General features: G+C 64.7%; 19 protein-coding genes. 8 read left to right on the top strand and 11 right to left on the bottom strand.

Annotated elements, in window-relative coordinates; genetic code table 11:
* Positions 1-70: 70 nt before the first annotated feature.
* The 4 genes from P8H27_RS15280 to P8H27_RS15265 all read right to left on the bottom strand — a co-directional run bounded on the left by P8H27_RS15280 (position 71) and on the right by P8H27_RS15265 (position 7,933).
* Positions 71-1,447: a sodium:alanine symporter family protein gene (locus tag P8H27_RS15280; RefSeq protein ID WP_289638453.1), complete on the bottom strand. Its 1,377-nt coding sequence runs from the start codon at positions 1,445-1,447 to the stop codon at positions 71-73.
* A 317-nt stretch (positions 1,448-1,764) separates the two neighbouring features.
* Positions 1,765-5,430 carry a translocation/assembly module TamB domain-containing protein gene (locus tag P8H27_RS15275; protein ID WP_289638452.1) on the bottom strand — a complete coding sequence of 1,222 codons (3,666 nt, stop codon included), beginning with the start codon at positions 5,428-5,430 and terminating at the stop codon, positions 1,765-1,767.
* Positions 5,427-7,154: an autotransporter assembly complex family protein gene (locus tag P8H27_RS15270; RefSeq protein ID WP_289638450.1), complete on the bottom strand. Its 1,728-nt coding sequence runs from the start codon at positions 7,152-7,154 to the stop codon at positions 5,427-5,429. The genes P8H27_RS15275 and P8H27_RS15270 overlap by 4 nt, the downstream gene beginning before the upstream one ends.
* A 137-nt stretch (positions 7,155-7,291) precedes the next feature.
* Positions 7,292-7,933, bottom strand: coding sequence for an N-acetyltransferase (locus P8H27_RS15265; protein ID WP_289638448.1), 642 nt, complete (start codon positions 7,931-7,933; stop codon positions 7,292-7,294).
* Between the two features lie 139 nt (positions 7,934-8,072).
* Between P8H27_RS15265 and xthA the strand changes: the two genes are divergently transcribed.
* The 4 genes from xthA (at position 8,073) to P8H27_RS15245 (ending at position 11,813) form a co-directional block, all read left to right on the top strand.
* Positions 8,073-8,885 (top strand): exodeoxyribonuclease III, encoded by an 813-nt coding sequence (xthA, locus tag P8H27_RS15260; RefSeq protein ID WP_289638446.1) that lies wholly within the window; start codon positions 8,073-8,075, stop codon positions 8,883-8,885.
* A 151-nt stretch (positions 8,886-9,036) separates the two neighbouring features.
* Positions 9,037-10,419, top strand: a complete 1,383-nt coding sequence (locus P8H27_RS15255; protein WP_289638444.1) for a phosphate ABC transporter substrate-binding/OmpA family protein — start codon at positions 9,037-9,039, stop codon at positions 10,417-10,419.
* 213 nt (positions 10,420-10,632) lie between these two features.
* The gene (locus P8H27_RS15250) at positions 10,633-11,631 is read left to right on the top strand and encodes a TerC family protein (RefSeq protein ID WP_289638443.1); all 999 of its coding nucleotides are present in this window, start codon (positions 10,633-10,635) and stop codon (positions 11,629-11,631) included.
* Positions 11,628-11,813: a hypothetical protein gene (locus P8H27_RS15245; protein ID WP_289638442.1), complete on the top strand. Its 186-nt coding sequence runs from the start codon at positions 11,628-11,630 to the stop codon at positions 11,811-11,813. Before P8H27_RS15250 ends, P8H27_RS15245 begins: the two co-directional genes overlap by 4 nt.
* A gap of 85 nt (positions 11,814-11,898) precedes the next feature.
* On the opposite strand, the gene P8H27_RS15240 is transcribed toward P8H27_RS15245, so the two are convergent.
* Positions 11,899-13,107 carry an acyl-CoA dehydrogenase gene (locus P8H27_RS15240; RefSeq protein ID WP_289638441.1) on the bottom strand — a complete coding sequence of 403 codons (1,209 nt, stop codon included), beginning with the start codon at positions 13,105-13,107 and terminating at the stop codon, positions 11,899-11,901.
* Positions 13,108-13,261: 154 nt separating this feature from the next.
* Here P8H27_RS15240 and P8H27_RS15235 point away from each other — a divergent pair, with 154 nt between their 5' ends.
* The 3 genes from P8H27_RS15235 to P8H27_RS15225 all read left to right on the top strand — a co-directional run bounded on the left by P8H27_RS15235 (position 13,262) and on the right by P8H27_RS15225 (position 15,468).
* The gene (locus P8H27_RS15235) at positions 13,262-14,197 is read left to right on the top strand and encodes a LysR family transcriptional regulator (RefSeq protein WP_289638439.1); all 936 of its coding nucleotides are present in this window, start codon (positions 13,262-13,264) and stop codon (positions 14,195-14,197) included.
* Positions 14,198-14,383: 186 nt separating this feature from the next.
* A complete protein-coding gene (locus P8H27_RS15230; protein WP_289638437.1) occupies positions 14,384-14,788 on the top strand; it encodes an MbcA/ParS/Xre antitoxin family protein in 405 nt (134 codons plus the stop codon).
* Positions 14,789-14,790: 2 nt separating this feature from the next.
* Positions 14,791-15,468 carry an RES family NAD+ phosphorylase gene (locus tag P8H27_RS15225; RefSeq protein WP_289638525.1) on the top strand — a complete coding sequence of 226 codons (678 nt, stop codon included), beginning with the start codon at positions 14,791-14,793 and terminating at the stop codon, positions 15,466-15,468.
* 27 nt (positions 15,469-15,495) lie between these two features.
* Here the strand turns inward: P8H27_RS15225 and P8H27_RS15220 are convergent, their stop codons facing one another.
* The 6 genes from P8H27_RS15220 to P8H27_RS15195 all read right to left on the bottom strand — a co-directional run bounded on the left by P8H27_RS15220 (position 15,496) and on the right by P8H27_RS15195 (position 22,645).
* Positions 15,496-16,623 carry an acyl-CoA dehydrogenase family protein gene (locus tag P8H27_RS15220; protein ID WP_289638436.1) on the bottom strand — a complete coding sequence of 376 codons (1,128 nt, stop codon included), beginning with the start codon at positions 16,621-16,623 and terminating at the stop codon, positions 15,496-15,498.
* A 125-nt stretch (positions 16,624-16,748) separates the two neighbouring features.
* Positions 16,749-17,933, bottom strand: a complete 1,185-nt coding sequence (locus tag P8H27_RS15215) for an acetyl-CoA C-acyltransferase (protein WP_289638523.1) — start codon at positions 17,931-17,933, stop codon at positions 16,749-16,751.
* A 107-nt stretch (positions 17,934-18,040) separates the two neighbouring features.
* Positions 18,041-18,808, bottom strand: a complete 768-nt coding sequence (locus P8H27_RS15210) for a 3-hydroxyacyl-CoA dehydrogenase (RefSeq protein WP_289638435.1) — start codon at positions 18,806-18,808, stop codon at positions 18,041-18,043.
* A gap of 16 nt (positions 18,809-18,824) precedes the next feature.
* On the bottom strand, positions 18,825-20,477 hold the full coding sequence (locus P8H27_RS15205) for an acyl-CoA synthetase (RefSeq protein WP_289638434.1): 1,653 nt from the start codon (positions 20,475-20,477) through the stop codon (positions 18,825-18,827).
* Positions 20,478-20,590: 113 nt separating this feature from the next.
* Positions 20,591-21,625, bottom strand: a complete 1,035-nt coding sequence (locus P8H27_RS15200; protein ID WP_289638433.1) for an AraC family transcriptional regulator — start codon at positions 21,623-21,625, stop codon at positions 20,591-20,593.
* A 54-nt stretch (positions 21,626-21,679) separates the two neighbouring features.
* Positions 21,680-22,645 carry a LysR family transcriptional regulator gene (locus tag P8H27_RS15195; RefSeq protein ID WP_289638432.1) on the bottom strand — a complete coding sequence of 322 codons (966 nt, stop codon included), beginning with the start codon at positions 22,643-22,645 and terminating at the stop codon, positions 21,680-21,682.
* A 261-nt stretch (positions 22,646-22,906) separates the two neighbouring features.
* Between P8H27_RS15195 and P8H27_RS15190 the strand changes: the two genes are divergently transcribed.
* Positions 22,907-24,610, top strand: coding sequence for an AMP-binding protein (locus P8H27_RS15190; protein ID WP_289638431.1), 1,704 nt, complete (start codon positions 22,907-22,909; stop codon positions 24,608-24,610).
* Positions 24,611-24,701 lie beyond the last annotated feature (91 nt).

Below are 24,701 nucleotides of genomic sequence, written 5' to 3'. Positions count from 1 at the left end.
AAAAGCCCCGAAATCCGGGGCTTTTTCATTGCAGCAAATAACCAGCGTTTATGCAGAAAATCGGCAGCGGCTAACGCTGCAGGCTTTCGATGCCGCCCACGCGAGTCTCACGGGCGAAGTGGTCGCGGGTCAGCTTGACCACCACCGGACTGAGCAGCAACAGCGACAGCAGGTTGGGAATCGCCATCAGGCCATTGAGGGTGTCCGCCACCAGCCAGGCGAAGTCCAGTTGCGCGACTGCCCCGAACGGCACAGCCAGCACCCAGAGGATGCGGAATGGCAGGATAGCCTTGGTGCCGACCATGAATTCCCAGCACTTCTCGCCGAAATAGCTCCAGCCGAGGATGGTGGTGAAGGCGAACACCACCAGGGCAATGGTCAGGATATAACCACCGACACCCGGCATGGCCGACTCGAAGGCTGCCGCCGAGAGTGCCGCGCCGCTGACGCCGCTGGTCCAGACCCCGGAGCAGATGATCGCCAGGCCGGTCAGGCTGCAAATGACGATGGTGTCGATAAAGGTGCCGAGCATGCCGATCATGCCCGAACGCACCGCGCTGTTGGTGGTGCCGGCTGCCTGGGCGATACCGGCCGTGCCGAGGCCGGCTTCGTTGGAGAAGATGCCGCGGGCCACACCGAAACGGATCGCCGCCATCACCGCCGCACCAGCGAAACCGCCAGTCGCTGCGACTGGGGTGAAGGCGTAGGTGAAGATCATCTCGAACGCGGCCGGGATCTGGGCAGAGTTGACCACCAGCACCACGATGGCGGCGACGATGTAGGCCACGCACATGAAGGGCACCAGGGTCGCGGCGACCTTACCGATGCGTTTGATGCCGCCGAGGATAACCAGGCCGACGAAGAACATGGTGACCAGACCGGTGACCCACAACGGCACGTTGAAGGTGGTTTCCAGGGCCGCGGCCATGCTGTTGACCTGCACCATGTTGCCGATGCCGAAGCCGGCCAGGCCGCCGAAGATGGCGAACGCAGTGCCTAGCCACAGCCATTTCTTGCCCAAGCCGTTCTTGATCGCATACATCGGCCCGCCGACGTGCTCGCCGCGCTCGTCTTTCTCGCGGTAATGCACCGCCAGCACCACTTCACAGTATTTGGTGGCCATGCCGACCAGGGCGGTGCACCACATCCAGAACAGGGCGCCGGGGCCGCCAAGAAAAATTGCAGTGGCCACGCCGGCAATATTGCCGGTGCCCACGGTTGCCGCCAGGCAGGTCATCAACGCTTGGAACGGAGTGATTTCGCCGCTTTCGGCATCGCCTTTCTTGCGGCCTTGCCACATTAGTTTGAAACCGTCACCGATCTTGCTCAGCGGCATGAATTTCAGGCGTAGCATCAGGAACAAGCCGGTGCCGAGGATCGCCACCAGCATCGGTGGCCCCCAGACAAGACCGTTGAGTTGATTGACCAAACTGTTGAGGGTTTCCATCTAAAGTTCCTTATTCTTGTAGTAATTGCGAGGTTGGGTACCCTGCGCATGCTCGACCGCCGGATAGGCAGTACTGATTGACCGACTGACGCCATCAGCGCCACATCCAGCAGGGCGAACGCTGGAAACGTTCGCCCTGCTGGAGCGGGCGTCAGTATATGAAGAGATGTGCAGTCTATTTTACTGTTTAGCCAGCAGTACTTAGCTGTATCTGCCGTTAAAAGCCGAATAAGCCAGATGTAGTTGGCCACATACTGAAAAGACACCGCACATTCAGCGATTTAAGCGCAAGCGGGCACTCGGCACGCCGGGGGGGACTAGAAATCGCGCCGGTAGAACAGGTCTAGGGAACTGGCCAGACCGCTGGCAGCTTCGAGGTAGAGGCGTTTGCTCAGTTCATAACGCAACGCGACAGTATTCACCGGTTCGAATACGCCGACGCCGTAACGCAAGCTCAGGCGCTCAGACAGGCTGCCACTGGCCACCACGCTGGTATTGACGCCGCTGCCCTCACTGTCCAGCTGGAAGTCGCGAATGCCGAGCGTCTGTGCCACGCTGCCGGTCACCGAGGCACTCCCGGCCAAGCCCATGGCCAGCGCCGCCTGGCCCAGCATGTTGTCGCCGCTGCTCTGCCCCAGAGGCCGGCCCTGCACCAGGTAGGAGAGCGCCTGCTGCTGACTCATGGCCGGCTCGGCAAACACCTCGGTGCTGGGTTGTTCGGCATTGCCGCTCAGGCGCAGGCCGGCGACCACCGCATCGACTCGGCGAATCGCCTCGACATCCAGATAGGGCTGATCGATCGGCCCGGCGAACAGCAAGCGCGCACGGCGGAGGGTCAAGCGTTGGCCATAGGCACGAAAACGGCCATTGTTCAGGTTCAGCTCACCGCGAGTGTCGAGGTCGTTGCCGATGTGCACGCGTCCGGCCAGATCGGCATTCAGGCCGAAACCCTTGAAACTCAGGCGCTCCTGCCCCACCTCGACGGCGATGTCCATGGCGATTGCCACCGGCTGCGGCTCGACGCGGTCACTGCCGACGATCAGCGCATCCTCCGAGACCTTGACCGTCGACGGCGGCAGTTCGCGGATGACAATCTGACCGCGCGGAATCAGCACCTTGCCAGTGATCGACAGCTGTTCGGCGGCGATGCGCAGGGTCAAGTCCGGTGCGACCTCCAGCTGCGCATAGGGCTCGATATCGAGCGGCAAACGGCTGCCACGCACCCGCAACTCGCCCAGCAAGTCGCCATCCCAGGACAACTCGCCGGCCAGACCGGCCTGGCCGCTGTCGCCACTGCGCCAGCCGCCGCTGAGTTGCAGGCTGGCCCCGGCAATCACGGCCTGCACCTGCAACGCCTCGACAGTGCTGGGCAATTGGCCGCCGGACAGTTCACCGCCGCTGAGCTGCAAACGACCCGCTACCTGGGGGGCCAGCAAGCTGCCGGACAGACTGCCACTGCCGTCGAGCCGCCCGGCCAGACGCTCGACCATCGGCACGAACGGCCGCGCCAGTGCCAGATCCAGAGCGCTCAGACGAAACTCGCCGGACAAGGGTTTAGTGGCCGGCCGCGGATCGAGACGGGCTTGCAACAACAGCTCGCCGATTTTCGGCCCGCGCAGATCCAGCCGGGTATCGATTTGCTGCGGGCGCAGCTGGCTCTCCAGGCGCAGGCTGTCGTAGGCAAAGTCCAGCCATTGGCCTTGATCGCGAATGCGCCAGGTGCCACTGCCGGCATCCAGCAGCACCCGGCCGCTCGGCCCCGCGGCAGGCAAGTCGAGTTGCACTTCGGCATTCAGCAGGCCTTGCCAGGCGAAGTCCTTGGGTAGCCATGGCGCCAGGCTGTCGAGGGGGAAATCGCGCAGACGATAGCGCAGCCTGGGCTCGGGCAGCAGCCGCTGCGCCTCGCCGCACAGGCTGGCCGCGGCGGAACGCCAGCAGTGCGCGGCGAGGCTGAGCTGGCCGTTGGCCAGGCGCAGCAGCGCGGCGGGTTGTTGCAAGCGCCAATTCTGACCGCCGCTGTGCACCTCGGCGCTGCTCAGGCGTCCGCGCCAGGCACCTTGATCCAGACGGCCGTCGAGGGCCAAGGCGCTCTGCAGCAAGGGGCCCGCGAGTTTCAGTTGCAGGCGTTGCTGGCGCCGATCGCCCTGCCCGCTGGCCGTCAGCCGGCCCAGTTCGGTTTCGCCCAGGACAATGCCTTGGCCGTCCAGCGCGATCCGCGCCTGCTGGGCAGCGTCGAGCGAAGCATCGAGTTGCAGGTGCTGCAGACGTCGGTCGCGGTAGCCCAGGCGCTGCCCTTGCAGGCTCAGCTGGCCTTGGGGCGCCTGCAGGCTGCCGGCCAGGTCGAGTTGGCCCGCGAGTTGCCCGTGCAACTGCGGCCAGAGCTGGCCCAGGCGCGCTAGCTTCAGGCGCAATTGCCCGCTCAGGCGCTGGTTCAACTCGGCACTGCCGTCGATGCGATTGTCGCCCAGGCGCAGCGCCAATCGCGGCAGCCCCCAGCGCTGCCCGGCCCCGCTAACCTGGGCCTGGAACTGCGCCGGCTGGCCTCGCAAGCGGCCGTTGAGGTCGACCTGCGCATTCAGGCGCAGTTGCTGATCCTTCAACTGGCCCTGGCTGTGCAGCGGCCCGCCCAGGCTGCCCGGCAGTTCCGCCAGCCAGTAGGCCGGATCCAACTCGTGCAGCTGCAAGCGCGCATCCCAGCGCAGGCCATCGGCAAAACCCAGGCTCAGCTGGCCATCGGCCCGGCCCTGGCCGGCACGCAGCTGCAGATCGGGCAGGTGCAACTGCTGCCAATCGCCACTGAGCGGGCTCGCCAGAGTGAAAGCCCCGGCCGGGCCATCCAGCTCGGCGGCGAAGTGGCCCAGGTAGTTGCCGTCGCGATAGCTCAGCTCACCGCTCAGCCGCTGCAATGCCAACGGTGGTTGTGCAAGATCGGGATACAGGCGGCGCCAGGGAAAGTCCTGCCAATCGAAACTACTGTCCAGGCCGAAGCCCTCGCGCCAGTCCAACTGGCCACTGAGGTGCACACGCTGCTCGGCGCTGGCGCTCAGATCCAGCGCGGCGATCTCGGCCCCGTCTGCGTTCAGCAGCCCTTGCAGGGTCAGAGCCAGCGGCCCGCCCTCGCCCGGCAACTCGGCGTGGCCGCTGACTTGGTAGCCGTCGGCCAGATCGCCGCTGGCATTCAGCGCTATCTGGTTCAGGTGCAAGGTAGCCGGTAATTCGCTGCTGGCCATGAACCCATCGGCCAGCAACTGCGCGCTGGCCGGTAGATTATCCGCCAGCGGCTGCACGCTGCCGCGCAAACGCCCATTCAGGTAGCCCGTGCTGTCGGCGCTGACCCGCAGGCTCTGCTGCAGATCGCCGACAATCTGGACGGCCAGCTGCCAGCCCTGTTGCTCGGGCGCCGGCAGTTGCAGCGTGCCGGCGATGCTCAATGGCCAGTCTCCGCTGGGCCGCAACTGGCCGCTCAGTTCCAGCGCCAAGTCGCCGCGCTGCAGGCGCAGGCTGTCGATCCGCAAGCCCCCATTGCTCCAGCGCGCCGTCAGGTGCAGGCCTTGCAGCTGCTCATCGCCATTCAGTTGCAGGCTGCCGATGCGCACCTCGCCCAGTTGCAGGGCCAATGGCAGCTGCACCTGCGGCAAGCGCAATGGTGCGTCGTCCGTCTCCTCGTCAGGCGGCAAGCTCAGCTCGACGCGCTCGACCCGCAGCCGCTCGATACACAGGCGCATGCGCAACAAACACAGCGGTGACCAGGCCACCTCGGCCAGGTGGAGCTTCACCAGGTTGTCGCCCTGCTGCCAACGCAACTGTTCGGCGCGCCACTGCCCGCCCAGTTGGCCGCTGAAGGTGCTCACCTGCAAGCCCGGCACCTGGGCCAACGCCCAACGGCTGCCGGCCTGGCTGCCGAGCAGCCAGGTCAGCGTCAACACCAGCATCAGCAAGGCGCCGAGCAGAGCATAGAGACCGGATCTCAAGCCGCGCCTCACAGTTCCGGCCCCATCGAGAAATGCACCCGCACACCGCCCTGGTCATCCAGCGGATGCGCCAGGTCGAGGCGCAACGGGCCGACCGGCGAGACCCAACGCAAGCCGATGCCGACGGCGTTTTTCAAGGAGGGAAAGTCCAGCGAATCGAAGCTGTTGCCCTGATCGACAAAGGTCGCCAGGCGCCAGCGCTCGGCCACGCCGTACTGGTATTCGGCGCTGGCGGCGAACAGGTAACGGCCGCCAATTTTATCGCCCTGGGCGTTTTCCGGCGACAGGCTCTGGTAGTCGTAACCGCGCACGCTCTGATCGCCGCCGGCGAAGAACCGCAGCGACGGCGGCACTGCGGAAAAACCGCCGGATTCAGTCGCACCGAACTGCACCCGGCCGAGCAAACGATGCTTCTGCGCCAGGCTGGTCAAGCCTTTGAGCAGGACATTGGCGTGCAGCACATCGGCGTCGGAGAGTAAGCCGCGTTTGGCCGCCGACAGATCGAATTGCAGGCGGTAGCCATGCTGAGGGTCGACCTGATTGTCGCTGTGCAGGTACGCGTAGCTGATGTCGGGCATCAGCAAGGTGCTCAGACCTGAATCGTCGCCCAGCCGGTATTGCTCATGCTGCCACTTCAACGAGATGACCCGTTGCCAGCCACTGTCCAGCTTGCTGTGCCACTCCGGCCCCAGGCTCAGCAGGCGGCTGAGGCTGTCGGTGTCGGCCAGTTCCTGATACTGATAGCCGCCGGCGTAGCGCAACTTGTCGGTCAGCGGCGGGTCGCCGGGCACGTCGTACCACAGGCCGACGTTCTGCCGCGGCGCCGACCACTCCATCTCGGCGCCGTAGCTGTGGCCCTGCGGGTTGACCCAATGGCGTGTCCAGTTGGCGCGACCACGCGGACCGACATCGGTGGAAAACCCCAGCCCCAGCCCCAGGCTGCGTGGCTTGCGCGTTTGCAGCTGAACATGCACCGGAATCCGCTGTTGCTCGGCGGCGTTCGGATTGGCCTCGACGCTCACCGACTCGAAATAACCACTGGAGCGCAGCCTCTGGTACAGCTCGGCGATCCGCTCGGAGTCATAGGGCGCGTCGACGGCAAACGGCACCATGCGTTGCAGCAGTTGCTCTGCGAACGGCGCATCGCCGGCGAAACTGACGGCGCCCAACTGGTAGCGCGGGCCACTGGCATAGACCAGTTCGATGTCGGCGACCCCGGCGCGCGGGTCGATACTCAGGCGTTGCCGGGTGAAGCGCCCCGCGAAAAAACCATAGCGCGAGGCCTGGTTCTGGATCTGCCGCTTGGCGCTGTCGTAACGGCCATGATTGAGTACCGCGCCGGTTTTCAGCCGGGAATCGCTGGGCAGGCGGAATTCGCGCATCTGGTTGGCCGGCCCGTCGATGCGCAAGATCACCTCACGCAACCTGACCGGTTCGCCGGGGACGATGCGGACGCTCAGGCGTAATGGTTCACCGGCGCTGACCTCGCTGACGATCTGCGCCTGGTAGTAACCCAGGGCCTGCGCAGCCTTTTCCGCCTGCGCCTCGGCTACCCGGCGAAAACGCTGCAAGGCCTCGCGGTCGCGCTCGCCCAGGCTGCCGATATAGCCTTCCACATTGGCCTTGAGCGCGGGATTGGCCGGCTGCACCCTGACCACCAGACGCGCCTCGGCCAGCACCGACGTGCTCAGCAGGAACAGCGCCAATCCGGCGCAAACTGTGGGAAACGTTCTCATGAAGGCGATGCTAGCACGTGCCAAGCCGCATGCCAGAGCGCATGGCAGTGTTCTCGCAGTTACGCTTTATTACTGCACTCCAGCCCCCAGCGGGGAAACGCCAGTCTGCGCGCCCCCCCCTGCTGACCTGCGAGCCATCAGGCGCTGGTTCTGACGGCCGGCTGCGGGTTGGGATGGAGGAACACATGTTCGATGATCGGCCCAACCGCCACTTCGCCGATTTCTTCATAGCCATGGCGCTTGTAGAAGTCCAGATAATGCGGGTTGCCGGTGTCGATCACCACGCCGAGCGAACCGGCATCCTCGGCGCACCAGTGGTGCAGCGCTTCGAGCAGTTGCTCACCCAGGTGCTGGCCCTGGAACTCGGGGTGCATGCCAAGCAATGGCAGCACGTGGTAAGACCCGGGCGGCAGGCAGGCCAAGATGGCATCGTGGTAGGCCAGATAACGTTTGGTACAGCGAAACCCGGCGGTCAACAGCATGCGCATGCGCCAGTTCCAGCTTTCGGTGATATCCAGGCGCCGCTGCGGTGGGGCGATCAGCGCCATGCCGATCAGGCGGTCATCGATCAGTAAGCCAATCGCCGGCAGATCCTCGCCGAAGTGTTGTTGCACCAACTCGCGGACGGTGGCGCGCACGCGCTGGTCATAGCCAGGCCGCTCGGCTTCGAACAGATAAGAAAAGGTCGGCTCATGTCGATAGGCGAGGTACAGCAGCGAGCGCGCTTCGCGGGCATAGCCGCTATCAAGCATGCGGACTTCGACAGGATTGTTCGGCATCGGGAGCGACCTCTGTTCTTATCCAACCTGGCTTGTGGCAACCCTAGCATCGCAACCCGACGACAGCCAGAACTGGCCGGGCGGTCGCTGGATCGGCTAGCATCCTAGCTTGCCCCAACGACCCCAGGACTTGCCGCCCATGAAGATCGTCTCCTTCAATATCAACGGCCTGCGTGCGCGCCCCCATCAATTGGCGGCCTTGATCGAGAAACACCAGCCGGACGTGATCGGCTTGCAGGAAACCAAAGTCGCCGACGAGCAATTCCCCGAAGCGGACATTCGCCAACTCGGCTACCACGTGCATTACCACGGCCAGAAAGGCCATTACGGCGTCGCCCTGCTGTCGCGCCAAGAGCCCCTGGCGCTGCACAAGGGCTTCCCCGGCGATGACGAGGACAGCCAGCGGCGCTTTATCTATGGCACCTTCGCCGATGCCCAGGGCAACCCGGTGACCGTGATGAACGGTTATTTCCCCCAAGGCGAAAACCGCGACCATCCGCTCAAGTTCCCCGCCAAGCAACGCTTCTACGCCGACCTGCAGCAACTCTTGCACAACCAGTTTCAGCCAGAGCAAGCGCTGGTGGTGATGGGCGATATCAATATTTCGCCGCAAGACTGCGACATCGGCATTGGCGAGGAGAACCGCAAGCGCTGGCTGAGAACCGGCAAATGCAGCTTTCTGCCGGAAGAGCGCGAGTGGCTGGCCCGCTTGAAGAACTGGGGCCTGGTCGACAGCTTCCGCCAGCTCAACCCCACGGTCAGCGATCGGTTCAGTTGGTTCGACTACCGCAGCCGCGGTTTCGAGGACGAGCCCAAACGCGGTCTGCGTATCGATGTGATCCTGGCCTCGCAGCCCCTGCAAGCGCGCTTCAAGGACGCAGGGATCGACTACGAGTTGCGCGGCATGGAAAAGCCTTCCGATCATGCCCCGATCTGGCTGGAGCTGAGCTGAAGACGCCCCCCCCTGAGCTAGGTTGGGCTCGGCACCGCTCAGCCTACGCGTGCGTAGCCCCTCCCCGGCCAACGCCATGTTGTCATATTGCAGTCATCTATTTGTCTTACCGTCGCGGCACCTTCAATTGCCTCTACAAGGTGTCCACCGCATGCCGCGCGCCCTGCCTACTTGTAATCAGCCCACCTGGAACAGTACCGGCGCCGCCCTGCTGCTCGGTTTTATCTGCTACGCACTGCCCTGGTCGGTGTTCGCCGCCCTGCCGATCCCCGCGGACAACCGCAGCGTCCTGCGGATTCAGGGCTCCAACACCATTGGCGCCACCCTTGGCCCGGCGCTGGTCAGAGGCCTGTTCGAAGAACAGGGCCTGAACGCCATACACCTCGAAGCCGGCGCCGTCGACAACGAGCAGAAGGTCATCGGCACAACCCGCGACGGGCGCCGGGTGACCGTCGAAGTCGCCGCCCATGGCTCCGGTACCGGGTTTAGCGCCTTGCAGGACGGCAGCACCGATCTGGCCGCCTCCTCACGGCCGATCAAGGCCAGCGAACTCAGCGCCCTGGCGGCCTTGGGCGACCTGCAAAGCCGGGAGGCCGAGCAAATCATTGCCCTCGATGGCCTGGCGATCATCCTGCACCCGGGCAACCCGCTCGGGGCGTTGCGTATCGATCAGTTGGCGCAGATATTCTCGGGCGAGCTGCAGGACTGGGCGCAGCTAGGCGGTAACCGCGGGCCGATCAAGCTGTACGCGCGCGATGACAACTCGGGTACCTACGACACCTTCAAGGAACTGGTGCTGAGCGCCCACGAGACAACCCTGGCGGCCAGCGCGCAGCGCTTCGAGTCCAGCGAAGCATTGTCCGACGCGGTCAGCCAAGACCCGAACGGCATCGGCTTTATCGGCCTGCCCTATGTCCGCCAGGCCAAGGCCGTGGCCATCGCCGCCGGCGATTCGCAAGCAATGCGGCCCAGCCTGAACCTGATCGCGACCGAGGACTACCCGTTGTCACGGCGGCTGTTTCTCTATAATCAGCCAGGCTTGCCCAACCCCTGGGCCAAGGCGCTGGTCAGTTTCGCCCATAGTCCACGCGGCCAGGCGATAGTCGCGCACAGCGGCTTTATCGCGCAGACCGTGCAAGCGATAACCATCGTCCCTGACAGCGGCATGCCTGAGACCTACCAGGCCCTGGCCCGTGAAGCAAAACGGCTGTCGGTGAACTTCCGCTTCCAGCAAGGCAGCGCCGTGCTGGACAACAAGGCCCTGCGCGACCTCGAGCGGCTACTCGCCTACCTGAAAGAGCAAGACAAACTGCGCCAGAAGGTGGTGCTGGTCGGCTTCGGCGATGCCAAGGCCGATCCGGCCAGGGCCGAGTTGCTGTCAAAACTGCGGGCCATGGCCGTGCGTCGCGAACTGGCCAGGCACGGGGTCGTGTTCCGCGAGATCACCGGGCTCGGCGACGAGCTGCCGGTGGCCGTGAATGACGCCGAGGACGGGCGGATCAAGAACCGTCGCGTCGAGGTGTGGGTGTATTGAGCCCCTGGCGCAGCGAGGCCGGAGAGTTGCCTGGATCAACCCTCATCCACCAGCACCGCCCCGCCCGACAGCAACACCGCGGAGTTGCCCCACAGTCTTTTCGGCTCTAGCCTTACTGCATGTGACACCGGGCCCCTCTGGCGGCGAGCTCCTCACCGTGATGTCGGAGTCACTAAGTTGGTTCTCAACTTAGCCTGATGACAGGGAGGGCTCATGACCGCGCTACATGCTTTTTTTACCGAGCCCTTTCTTGGCACGCCCAGTTGGTTCTGGCTGGCCTTTATCGCCATTGTCCTGGCGTTGTTGGTATTCGACCTCGGCGTGCTGCATCGCGACCAGCATGCGATTGAAATGCGTGAAAGCCTGCTGCTGTACAGCGGCTATTTCAGTGCGGGCTTGTTGTTCGGCGGCTGGATCTGGTGGCAGCTCGGTGCCAGCAAGGCAATGGAGTTCTACACCGGCTTTCTGGTCGAGCAATCGCTGTCGATGGACAACGTGTTCGTCATGGCGATGATTCTCGGTTTCTTCGGCATTCCAAGGCGCTACCAGCACCGGGTGTTGTTCTGGGGCATCCTCGGGGTTATCGTCCTGCGTGCGATCATGATCGCCCTGGGCACGGTGCTGGTGCAGCGTTTCGATTGGGTTCTCTACGTATTCGCGGCCTTTCTGCTGCTGACCGGGGTGAAGATGCTGTTCAGCCGCGAAGTGGCGCACCCGGATCTGGCGCACAATCGCGTGCTGAAATTCTTGCATCGGCATACCCGCATCAGCGACGAACTGCATCAGGGGCGCTTTCTCGTGCGCCTACGCGACCCGGCCAACGGCCAGCGGCGGCTCTACGCCACCCCCCTGTTGTTGGCGCTGGTGCTGATCGAACTGGCTGACCTGGTGTTCGCGGTGGACAGCGTGCCCGCGGTATTCGCCATCACCCAGGATCCGTTTATCGTTTACACCTCGAACATCTTCGCGATCCTCGGCTTGCGCGCGCTGTACTTCGCCCTCGCCGCACTGATGCATCGCTTCATCTACCTGAAATACGCGTTGGCGCTGGTGCTGATCTTTATCGGCGGGAAGATTTTCCTGCACGGCTTTATCGGCAAGGTTCCAGCATTGCTGTCGCTTAGCGTAACCTTCGGTTTACTGGCGGGCGGCGTACTGTTGTCGTTGCTGAAAACCCGCAATCACCCGGCAAAGGATCGGCAAGCCCATTGACTCACCCCGACGTACAGATCGAAACCCTGCGGCAACACGGCCGTCAACTCTGGCAGGTGCGCATGGGCCGGCGTGCGCTGACCTTTCACGAAGAACTGAGCGCGCGCACCTTTGCCGCACAGTTGCATATGCGCCTGAGCTGGCTACGGCAACAAGCCATGCAGGAAAACCTGGACACTTGACCCTCCTGAGCACTCCCGGACAAAGCCCAAGGCCCGTATAAAGGCGAGCCTTGGGCTTTGTACCGCGGGGGCGGGCTGGCGCCCTTCAACGCGCCATGTATTTACCGATCTCGAACTTGCCGATGGCCATGCGATGCACTTCGTCCGGGCCGTCGGCCAGGCGCAGGGTGCGCTGCATGGCGTACCAGTAAGCCAGCGGGAAGTCGTTGGAGACCCCGGCACCGCCGTGGATCTGGATGGCGCGGTCGATCACCTTGAGCGCGACATTCGGCGCCACCACCTTGATCTGGGCGATCTCGCTGGCGGCGATCTTGTTGCCGACGGTGTCCATCATATAAGCCGCATTCAGGGTCAACAGGCGCGCCATGTTGATCTCCATGCGCGAGTCGGCAATGTGGTCGAGGTTGCCGCCCAGGCGCGCCAGCGGCTTGCCGAAGGCGGTACGACTGATCGAGCGCTGGCACATCAGCTTCAAGGCACGCTCGGCCATGCCGATCGAACGCATGCAGTGGTGGATCCGCCCCGGGCCGAGGCGGCCTTGGGCGATCTCGAAGCCGCGGCCTTCGCCGAGCAGCACGTTCTCGTAGGGCACCCGAACATTCTCGAACAACACTTCGGCGTGACCATGCGGTGCATCGTCGTAGCCGAACACCGGCAGCGAGCGCACGACCTTGACTCCGGCGGCGTCCATCGGCACCAGGATCATCGAATGCTGCTGGTGGCGCGGCGCATCGGGGTTGGTCAGGCCCATGAAGACCATGATCTTGCAGCGCGGATCGCAGGCGCCGGAAGTCCACCACTTGCGCCCGTTGATCACCCACTCGTCGCCCTCGCGCACGGCGCGGGCTTGCATGTTGGTGGCATCGGATGAGGCCACGCCCGGTTCGGTCATGGCGAAGGCCGAACGAATCTCCCCGGCCAGCAGCGGCTTCAGCCATTGCTCCTTCTGCGCCTGGTTGGCGTAGCGCACCAGCACTTCCATATTGCCGGTGTCCGGCGCGGCGCAGTTGAACGGCTCGGAACCGATCAGCGAGCTGCCCATGATTTCCGCGAGCGGCGCGTATTCGGTATTGCTCAGGCCGGCGCCCAGTTCCGACTCGGGTAGAAACAGGTTCCACAGACCTTCGGCCTTGGCCTTGGCTTTCAGCTCTTCCATGATCGCGGTCGGCTGCCAGCGGTCGCCTTGATTGACCTGCTGCTCGAACACGGCCTCGGCCGGATAGACGTGGGTTTGCATAAACGCGCTGACGCGCTCACGCAATTCCTGAACCTTGGGGGAGTAGGCGAAATCCATGGGCTACCTTCTACGAGCTGTTTGGTGAGGTGTTCGATCTGAAAATGATGCTAGAACAGGGACTAAGATTTATCTAATCTATTCCCGCCGTGTATAAACATTCATCACCGATATATGATCCACGGACACCGACAACCCTCGGAGCGCGCGCGGAATGAATCTGAACAAGGTCGACCTCAACCTCTTTATCGTCTTCGATGCCATCTACACCGAGGCCAACCTGACCCGGGCCGGGCAGATCGTCGGCATCACCCAGCCCGCGGTGTCCAATGCCCTCGCCCGCCTGCGCGAGACCTTCAACGATCCCTTGTTCGTGCGCACCGCCCAGGGCATGGTGCCCACGCCGATGGCGCAGAACATCATCGCCCCGGTACGCAGCGCCTTGCAGCAGCTGCGCATCTCGGTGCAGGAAAGCCGCATCTTCAATCCGGCCGAGGCCAACAAGACCTATCGCATCAGCATGACCGACCTCACCGAGGCGGTGATGCTGCCCTCCTTGTTCCAGCGCCTGCGCCGCCTGGCGCCGAATGTCAGCCTCGAGAGCATGCTCGCCCGCCGGCGCGAAACCACCAAGGAACTGGCTGCGGGTCGGCTCGACTTCGCCGTCGATGCGCCGCTCAACACCGATCCCCAGGTGCGTCACGTCAAGATGATGGAAGACCGCTACGTCTGCGCCATGCGCAAGGGGCATCCGCTGGCCGGTAAGGACAAGATCGGCCTGGACGAATACCTGGCGCTGACCCATATCCATATTTCCAGCCGCCGTAGCGGCCTCGGCTATATCGACCTGTCGCTGGGCAAGATGGGCCTGAAACGGCGGGTCGCCTTGCGTTCGCAACATTACCTGATGGCCTCCACCGTGCTGCAGAACACCGACATGGCGATCACCGTGCCGGAGCGCTTCGCCCGGCGTAACGACCTGCACTACGTCGAGCTGCCGGTTAGCGACGTGCCGGCCCTGGAAACCCACCTGTACTGGCACGAAAGCACCGACCAGGATCCGGCCAACCGCTGGATGCGCGAGCAGATCATCGAAATCTGCCAGCACGTTATCGCCCAGGAAAAGAAGCTCGATAAAGCCTCAGATTAACTCTGCAAGATATTGATTTAAAATATAAAAATGTGACTTTTAAACCAAACTCTAGCTTTCCAACGTGCTCCTGCGCAACCTCCGTTCGAGACTCACATCGATCTCCTGGCCCCCGCTTTCGCGCCATTGCGCCATATCTATATGAGGACTAACATTACAAATAAGTCCTCATATGGAGATAGTGCCATGACCGCTAACGCACAACGCAAGGCTCCGGCCCTCGACCTCGAGTCGACCAAGGCGGGTCAGGTCGCGCTGAAATTCTTCTTCAATCTGATGGACAAGTGGCAGTGCACGGTCGAGGAACAGATGGTGCTGCTCGGTTCAATCGGCCGCAGCACCCTGTACAAATACCGGCAGTTGCCGGAGATCCGCCTGCCGCGCGACACCCTGGAGCGGGTCTCCTACCTGATGGGCATTCACAAGTCCCTGCGCATCCTGTTCGGCGACCAACCCTCGACCTATGAGTGGGTGAGAAAAGCCAACAGCGAGGCGCCGTTCAATGGCAACAGTGCCCTGCAATTGATGCTTGCGGGCAGCGTGGTCGATCTCGCCGACGTGCGCCGCTACCTCGATGGTGTGCGCGGTTGAGCATGTTGAAGCAGACCCTGCCGGTCTGGCCGCGGGCCTATCGACTGGTTACCAGTGCCTATCCGTCGATCTCGCTGTTCGAGGACGTGCTGGATCCCGCCGACCTCGAACAAGCCTTCCTGATCGAGGGGCTGACCAACGACCGCCTGCGCGAAGAAGCCGGCCTGCTCGCCCACGTGGCGCCGCAAGACCGGGTCAGCGGCCCGGGTTCGTCGCCGCTGATGGCCGCCTTTACCCATGTCGGCGCAATCAGCCGTTTCACCGCCGGGCAGTATGGCGTCTACTACTGCGGCGACAGCCTGCACACCGCGGTGGCGGAAACCCGCTACCACCGCGAACGCTTCCTGCGTGCGACCCGTGAGCCGAGCATGGAACTGACCCTGCGTGCCTACGTCTGCCGGGTGGTCAAGGCGCTGGACGACATTCGCCAGGATCACGAGCAGCTGCACGACCCGGATCCCGCCGCCTACCCGATCGCCCAGCGCTTCGCCGCCGAACGGCGCAAGCAGGACTCCTGGGGCCTGCTCTATCGCAGCGTGCGCCACCCCGAGGGCGAATGCGCGGCGCTGTTCCGGCCGCCGGCGGCGAGCATCCCGCGCCAGGGCGTGCATCTGCGCTACGTCTGGGATGGCAAGCTGCAGCGCATCGTCGACGTGTTCGAGATCAAGCACCTGGCCTGATCGCGCAGAGCCGCCTACAAAAGCCTGTTACAGGCTGCGGGCGATCACCAGGCGTTGCACGTCGCTGGTGCCTTCGTAGATCTGGCACACGCGTACGTCGCGGTAGATGCGCTCGAGCGGAAAGTCCTTGAGGTAGCCGTAACCGCCGAGGGTCTGCAGCGCCGCCGAGCAGACCCGCTCGGCCATCTCCGAGGCGAACAGCTTGGCCATCGAGGCCTCGGTCAGGCAAGCCAGGCCGGCTTCGCGCAGGCTGGCGGCGTGGTGCACCATCTGCCGCGCCACGGCGATCTGGGTGGCCATGTCGGCCAGGCGGAAGGCCACCGCCTGGTGCTCGATGATCGGCTTGCCGAAGGTCACCCGCTCATGGGCGTAGTCGCGCGCCGCCTCGAAGGCCGCGCGGGCCATGCCGACGGATTGCGCGGCGATGCCGATGCGCCCGCCTTCGAGGTTGCCCAGGGCGATGCGATAGCCCTCGCCCTCCTCGCCCAGGCGCAGGCTGGCCGGAATGCGCAGCTCGTCGAACTGGATCTGGCAGGTGTCCGAGGCGTGCTGACCGAGTTTTTCCTCGACTCGCAGCACCTTATAACCGGGCGTGTCGGTGGGCACGATAAAGGCGCTGATGCCCTTCTTGCCGGCTGCCGGATCGGTCACGGCGAAAACGATCACCAGCCCGGCATGGTTGCCGGAGGTGATGAACTGCTTGCTGCCGTTCAGCACATAGTGCTCGCCGTCGCGCCGGGCGCGGGTGCGCAGGTCGCTGGCGTCCGAGCCGGCCTGGGGTTCGGTGAGGGCGAAGGCGCCGAGCATGCTGCCGGCCGCCAAGGGCTTGAGAAAACGCTGCTTCTGCTCCTCGCTGCCGTACTTGAGGATCGGCATGCAGCCCACCGAATTGTGCACGCTCATGATGGTCGAGCAGGCGCCGTCGCCGGCGGCGATTTCCTCCAGGGCCATGGCGTAGGCCAGGTGGCCGGTCTCGGCGCCGCCCCACTGCTCCGGCACCAGCATGCCCATGAAACCCAGCTCGCCCATTTCTCGCAGCGCCTCGGCGGGGAAGCGGTGCTCGCGATCCCACTCGGCGGCGAACGGCTTGAGCCGTTCCTGGGCGAACTGGCGGGCCATGTCGCGGATCTGCAAATCTTGTTCTGAAGGAATCATTCTCGGTCTCTCCGCAAACGGGGGGATTTCGTCCTTGCCGCATAGCCTGTAGGAGCCAGCTTGCTGGCGATGCTTTTGACCTAAAAAGATCGCCAGCAAGCTGGCTCCTACCAGGTGGTTAGCGTCTACAGCAGTTCGATGGCCATGGCCGTGGCTTCGCCGCCGCCGATGCACAACGAGGCGACTCCGCGCTTGAGGTCGTACTGCTGCAGGGCGCTGAGCAGGGTCACCAGCACCCGCGCGCCGGACGCGCCGATCGGGTGGCCGAGGGCGCAGGCGCCGCCATGCACGTTGAGCTTATCGTGGGGGATGTCGAGGTCGCGCATGGCCGCCATCGGCACCACGGCGAAGGCCTCGTTGATCTCGAACAGATCGACCTCGCTCAGCGCCCAGCCGGTGCGGTTCATCAAGCGCTGCACGGCGCCGACCGGCGCGGTGGCGAACAGGCCCGGCGCATGGGCGAAGCTGGCGTGGCCGCGAATCGCCGCCAGCGGCGTGAGGCCGCGTTTCTCCGCCTCGGACAGGCGCATCAGCAGCAGCGCCGCGGCGCCGTCGGAGATCGAGCTGGCATTGGCCGCGGTCACCGTACCGCCCTCGCGAAACGCCGGTTTCAGGGTGGGGATCTTCTCCGGGCGCGCCTTGGGCGGCTGCTCGTCGCTGTCGATCAGGCGCGATTCGCGCCCCACCTTGGCTTCGACCGCGACTATTTCGGCGGCAAAGCGCCCTTGGTTCATGGCCTGCTGCGCCCGGCTCAGGGAAGCGATGGCGAAGGCGTCCTGCTGCTCGCGACTGAAGCCGTAAGCCTGGGCGCAGTCCTCGGCGAAGGTGCCCATCAAGCGGCCCTTGTCGTAGGCGTCTTCCAGGCCGTCGAGGAACATATGGTCGAGCACCCGGCCGTGGCCCATGCGGTAGCCGCTGCGCGCGCGCTCCAGCAGATAGGGCGCATTCGACATGCTTTCCATGCCGCCGGCCAGCACCACGTCGGCGCTGCCGGCGAGCAGCAGGTCGTGGCCGAGCATCGCCGCCTTCATCCCCGAACCGCACATCTTGTTCACCGTCGAACACACCGTGCCCAAGGCCAAGCCGGCGCCGAGGGCCGCCTGACGCGCCGGCGCCTGACCCTGGCCGGCCTGCAGCACGCAGCCCATCAGCGCCTCGTCCACCGCGTCACAGGCCAGACCGGCGCGTTCGAGGGTGGCGCGGATCGCCACGGCGCCCAGCTGCGCGGCGGTGACGTCCTTGAAGTCGCCGAGAAAGCCGCCCATCGGCGTGCGCGCGGCGCTGACTATTACTACCGGATCGGAATTCATGGTCATCTTGTTGTCTCTCATCGCCAAATTCTCTAGCCCGGATACAATCCGGGGTTGCCGTTACAGCGCTCCCGGATTGCATCCGGGCTACCCACTGTTTAGACCATTTATTTCGCCGCCATGCGCAAGGCGCCATCCAGGCGGATAACCTCGCCGTTGAGCATGCTGTTCTCGATGATATGGCGCACCAGCGCGGCGTATTCGTCCGGCCGGCCGAGGCGCGGCGGGAACGGCACGTTGGCCGCCAGCGAATCGCGGACTTCCTGCGGCATGCCGGCCATCATCGGCGTCTCGAAGATACCCGGAGCGATGCACATCACGCGGATCCCCGAACGCGCCAGATCGCGCGCCGCCGGCAGGGTCAGGGCCGCCACCGCGCCTTTCGAGGCGGCATAGGCGGCCTGGCCCATCTGCCCGTCGAAAGCGGCGACCGAGGCCGTATTGATGATCACCCCGCGCTCGCCCTGCTCGTTCGCCTCGCCCTGGGCCATGGCCTCGGCGGCCAGGCGCAGCATATTGAAGCTGCCGATCAGGTTGACCTCGATCACCCGGCTGAAACTGTCCAATCCGTGCACGCCGTTGCGCCCCAGGATCTTTTCCGCCGGCGCGATGCCGGCGCAGTTGACCAGCCCGTGCAGGCCGCCGAAGACCTGCAGGGCAGTGGCCACCGCATGGCGGCCGTCTTCCTCGCGGGTGATGTCGGTCTGCACGAAGCGGGCGTTGCCACCCAGTTCCTCGGCCCGCGCCGCGCCGGCCTCGGCATTGATGTCGGCCAGTACGACCTTGCCGCCCTGCTCGACCAGGGCACGGGCGCTGGCCAGGCCCAGGCCGGAACTGGCACCGGTGAGCAGGAACACTCGGTTTTCGATACGCATGCTTGCAATTCCTTGTTCAGTGGCTCGCGGCCGTTTGGGCCTTGGCGATCTCTTGGTTGCGCAGGAGAAAGCGCTGGATCTTGCCGCTCGGGGTCTTCGGCAGCTCGCTGACGAACTCGACCTCGCGCGGATAGGCGTGCGCGGAGAGGCGCTTGCGCACGTATTGCTGCAGCTCTTCGGCCAGGGCGGGGGCGGCGCGGAACTGCGGCTGCAGCACGACGAAGGCCTTGACCAGTTCGGTGCGTTCCGGATCGGGCTTGCCGATCACCGCCGCCTCGATCACCGCCGGATGCTCGATCAGCGCGCTCTCCACGTCGAAGGGGCCGACCCGGTAGCCGGAAGTGGTGATCACGTCGTCGCTGCGGCCGACGAAGCTGATGCTGCCGTCCTCGTTCAGCTCGACGGTATCGCCGCTTAGGTAATAGTCGCCGACGAAGGCGCGGGTTGCCATGCCCAGGTAGCCGGGAAACCAGAACAACGGCGAGCGCGACCGGTCGAGCGCGAGAATGCCCGGCTGGCCTGGCGGCAGCTCGCGCTGCTGTTCATCGAGCACCACCACGCGATGGCCGGGGACGGCGAAACCGGCGGCGCCGAGGCGCACCGGATGGGCCAGCGCATGGTGGTTGCACAGCACCATGCCCAGTTCGGTCTGGCCGTAGTGATCGTGAATGGTCACGTCGAGGCCGCCCGCGAACCAGCGAATCACCTCCGGGGTCAGTGGTTCACCGGCGCTGCTGACCGCACGCAGGCGCCCCTTGAGCAGCGGTTCGACCTGCTCCCTGGCGGCCAGCAGCAGGCGGTAGGCAGTCGGCGAGCCGGCCAAATTAGTGATGCCGTATTGGCGGATGATCCGGCAGGTGCTCTCCACCGTGAACGGCCCTTCGTAGAAGGTGGTCGGATGGCCCATGGCCAAGGGGCCGGTCACCGCGTAGTAAAGGCCATAGGCCCAACCGGGATCGGCCAGGTTCCAGAACGCATCCTCGGGGCGCAGATCCACCGCCTCGCGCATATAACCGACGAACGCCAGGATCGCCTTGAGCGGCACCGCCAGCGGCTTGGCCGGGCCGGTGGTGCCGGAGGTGAACATCATCAGGAAGGGGTCTTCGGCCGAGCGCAGCACCGGCTCGAACTCGGCCGAATGACGCTCCAGCTCGGCCCAGAAACTGAAGTCGCCGCGCTGGATGCCCTGGCCCTTGGCGCCAGCGACCGTGACGATCAGCGGCGCGTCCGCGACCTCGTCCAGCTTGGCCCGATTGGCCGCATCGGTGACCACCAGCCTGGCGCCGGAACTCTGCACCCGGTGCTCGATGGCCTTGGGGCCGAAGGCGGTGAACAGCGGTTGGTACACCGCACCCAGGCGCCAGGTGCCGAGGACGGTGATCAGCAACTCGACATTGCGCGGCAACAGCCCCGCCACGCAATCGCCCGCCCGCACGCCCTGGGCCTGGAGGAAATTGGCGAAACGCGCCGACTGCTGTTGCAGCTCAGCGAAGGTGTAGCTGGCGCTGCTGCCGTCGCGACCTTCCCAGAACAGGGCGATGCGCCCGGGTAAGGCGTGCCGGTCACAGCATTCGACGCAGGCGTTGAGCGCATCGAGCGAACCCGCCAGAGTCGTGGCGGCGGCACTCGGATAGTCGAACTCGCGGGCAGCGTTGAGGTAATCGCGCATCAGGAAGACTCCCGGTTTGTTGTTGTCTGGAGTAACCACGATAGTCGCGGTGCAGGTGCGTCGCGGCAATGTCGAGGCGGGTCAATCTGGCTGAGCAATTTGGACAATCGCGCCTAATCAGGCTGTAACTCGGGGTGCATCAGCGCGCGATATTGTCCCGGCGTGGTTCCGGTCCACTTCTTGAACGCCTTGTAGAAGGCGCTGCTGTCGGCAAACCCCAGCTCGAAGGCCAGCTCGGTGAAATTACCCGCGTCGCTGTCCAGGCGAGCGATGGCCAGGTCGCGGCGCACCTGATCCTTGAGCCCCTGGTAGGACTGGCCTTCCAGCGCCAACTTGCGCCGTAGGGTCGAGGGCGCCATGTAGAAGTGCCCGGACAGCGCCTCGAAGTCCGGCCAGCGCTCGGCCTTGAGGTTGCGCAGGTAGGCCTTGATGCGGGCGGCATGGCTCTGCGGATCGCGATACCGAACCAGGATATTGGCCGGCGCCCCGGCGAGGAAACGCTTGAGCTCGCGCTCGCTGCGGCGCAGCGGCTGCGCCAGGCAATCGGCATTGAACAGCAGGCGACTGTGCGGGCGGGCGAAACGCAGGTTGGCGCTGAACATCACCCGGTAATCTTCCAGGTAGTCCGGCTGCGGGCAACGCAGCTCCACCGCCAGGATCGGGATACGCCGCCCCAGCAGCCAGCAAGCCAGGCCGTGCACGATGATCCACAGGGTAAAGCAGCCAAAGGCCCGGCAGGCCTGTCCCGGCGGCTCGTCGATAACGATGGCCGCCAGCCCGGCCTGGTGCTCCAGACGCAGTGTCAGGTCGTCGAACACCAGGCTGAGAAAGGCCAAGGCGTTGTCCAGCGCCGCGCCCAGGCTTGGCTCTTTCAGCGCCGAACGGGCCATGAAGGCGTAGCTGCCGGACTTCATCCGCCGCGCGTTCATGCCGAAGAACTCGTCGTCCATGGCCTTGGCCAACAGCAACCACAGCCGTGCATAAGCCTGCGCGGAAACCCGCGCATAGGGCTTGTCCAGCAGCTCGGGAGCGATCTCGGCCTGGCTCAGCAGCGCGCTGGCATCCCGGCCCTGGGCACGCCATTCGCGCAGGGCTTCGCCGACCAGCCTGACCGAGATGGTGCCTTTGTCGACGCTGCGAGCGGTCATGCCGGGGCTCCGTTCATTTGCATAGCCTCAGTCGCCTGGCAATCGCCACCTGGATCATTTCCCGCTCGACAAGCCGGGAGCCGGGTAGGCCATTTCCGTGGACTCACCGAGGAGCAAGGGCCGATTGAGTTCGGCACAGGCACGCAGGTACTCGGCCACCAGGGTGATGCGTTTGAGTCTGCGCAGGTCTTCGCTGTAGTACATCCAGAACTGGCGGGTGACCTCGATCTCCTCGGGCAGGATCTCGTTCAGCCGCGGGTCGGGGCCGGCGATAAAGCACGGCAGGATAGCCATTGCGCGGCCCTCCAGAGCCGCATGATAGTGCGCGATCACACTGGTGCTGCGTAATTGGCTTGAGGCACCGGGAATCAGATCGTTGAGGTAGAGCAGCTTGGGACTGAACGCCAGATCATCAACATAGCCGATGAACGAGTGGCCGTTGAGATCCTCGCGACTGTGGATCGGCGCATGGCCCGCCAGATAATCCGCCGTGGCATACAGGCGCAAGCGGTAATCGCAGAGTTTGGAGCAGACATAGGGGCCGCGCTCCGGGCGCTCCAGGGTGATGGCGATATCCGCCTCGCGCCGCGACAGGCTGACGAAGTGCGGCACCGGCAGCACATCGAGCGAAATTTGCGGATAAGCCTCGAGAAAATGGCTCATCTGCGCGGTGACGAAATAGCAGCCGAATGCTTCGGTGCAGCCGATGCGCAGATGCCCGGAGAGCTCCATGCTGGAACCGGACACCTGCTCGCAAGCGGCCTGCAGGGTGCTCTCCAGGGTTTCCGCATGGCCCAGCAGGCGCTGGCCCTCGACGGTCAGGACAAAGCCGGCCGAGCGCGATTTCTCGAACAACAGCGCCCCCAGGCTCAGCTCCAGGGCACGGATGCGCCGCGACACCGTGGTGTAGTCCACTTCCAGGCGGCGGGCGGCGGCACTCGCCGTGCGGGTACGCGCCACGGCGAGAAAGAAACGCAGATCATCCCAGTTGAGTTTGTCGCCAGCCGTATTTTTTTGCATATGGGCTCAGCTTTTTCAGGTAGGCATATCGGAAATGTGCACACATATACCCCGCGCGCCACTTCTTGACCAGCCCGCCCCCGCGGAATGCCGAACAGCTCTATGCCCGCCCGTACACTCGATCAGCTATAAGTTTTTTGCATATCTGTTCGGCTTATTTACACCTTCTTACTGCGCAAACGCCTACCTATACTCGGCCCATAAGCCTGATCGAGCTGGGTATCAGGCCAGTCCCGACAACAACAAGACAGGGCCGAAACCATGAACAGCAATTGCCAACCCTTCCTCGCCGCCCGCGACTTCCTGCTGGCCAACCGCAGCGACTACGCCACCGCCGTGCGCGATTTCCGCTGGCCGCAACTCGACAGCTTCAACTGGGCGCTGGACTACTTCGACGCCATGGCCGCCGGCAACCAGGCACCGGCGCTGTGGATAGTCGAGGAAGACGGCAGCGAGCGGCGTTACAGCTTCGCCGAGCTGGCCGAACGCTCCAATCGGGTGGCCAACCACCTGCGTGAGCGGGGCGTGCGCCGTGGTGAGCGCATCCTGTTGATGCTCGGCAACCACATCGCCCTGTGGGAAACCATGCTGGCGGCCTTCAAGCTCGGCGCCGTGGTGATCCCGGCCACCGCCCTGCTCACCAGCGATGATCTGCGCGACCGCATCGAGCGCGGCGGCGTGCGTCACCTGGTGGTCGGCAGCGAGCATACCGCCAAATTCGCCGACCAGGCCCCGGGCTGCACGCGCATCTGCGTCGGCGAGGCCGTCAGCGGCTGGGTCGAGCATGATGCCGCGAGCCATTACCCCGTCCACTTCCAGGTCGATGGCATCACCAAGGCCAGCGACCCGCTGCTGCTGTATTTCACCTCCGGCACCACCAGCAAGCCGAAGATGGTGCTGCACAGCCACCAGAGCTACCCGGTCGGCCACCTGTCGACCCTGTACTGGATCGGCCTGCAGCCGGGCGATGTCCACCTGAACATCTCCTCGCCGGGCTGGGCCAAGCATGCCTGGAGCTGCTTCTTCGCCCCCTGGAACGCTGGCGCCTGCGTGTTCATCCATAACGTCGCACGTTTCAGCGCCCCGGCCCTGCTCAAGGTGCTGGAAAGTCACGGCATCACCAGCCTGTGTGCGCCGCCGACGGTCTGGCGCATGCTGATCCAGGAAGACCTGGCCGGCTGCCGCGAGCGCCTGCGTCTGCGCGAGCTGGTCGGTGCCGGCGAACCGCTCAACCCGGAGATCATCGAGCAAATCCAGCAAGCCTGGGGGCTGCCCCTGCGCGACGGCTTCGGCCAGTCGGAAACCACCGCGCTGGTCGGCAACACCCCCGGCCAGCCGCTCAAGCCCGGTTCCATGGGCCGTCCGTTGCCCGGCTACAGCGTGTGCATGCTCGACCCGGACGGCGCGCCCGCCAGCGAAGGCGAAGTCGCCCTGCCCCTGACGCCCCATCCGCTGGGCCTGATGCTCGGCTACGAAGACAGCCCGGAGAAAACCGCCGAGGCGATGCGTGACGGTTACTACCGCACCGGCGACACCGCGGCCATCGACGCCGACGGCTATATCACTTTCGTCGGCCGCGCCGACGACGTGTTCAAGGCCTCCGACTACCGCATCAGCCCCTTCGAACTGGAGAGCGCGCTGATCGAGCACCCGGCGGTGATGGAAGTGGCCGTGGTGCCCAGCCCCGACCCGCTGCGCCTGGCGGTGCCCAAGGCGTTCCTGATCCTGGCCCACGACCAGACCGGCAATGCGGCGCTGGCCGAACAGATCTTCACCTTCGCCCGCGAGCACCTGGCGCCCTACAAGCGGGTGCGGCGCATCGAGTTCGTCCTTGAGTTGCCCAAGACCATCTCCGGCAAGATCCGCCGGGTGGAACTGCGACAGATGGAGGCGCAGCGCCGCCAGGGCGAGGCGCGCGGCGCCCAGGAATATTTCGAAGAAGACTTCCCGCAACTGAAGGGCTGAACCGGGCCGCTACGCCCACCCCTACCCCCCGCCCCTCGGCCCAAGGCGCCGAGGAGGCGTACTCGACCTACGACCGCAGACAGGATCCGAA

It is taken from the genome of Pseudomonas sp. sp1636, from assembly GCF_030376615.1.
In the GTDB taxonomy this organism is placed as follows: Bacteria; Pseudomonadota; Gammaproteobacteria; order Pseudomonadales; family Pseudomonadaceae; genus Aquipseudomonas.
The sequence above is the reverse complement of the archived record's forward strand: the minus strand, read 5'-3'. Positions and strand labels throughout refer to the sequence as shown.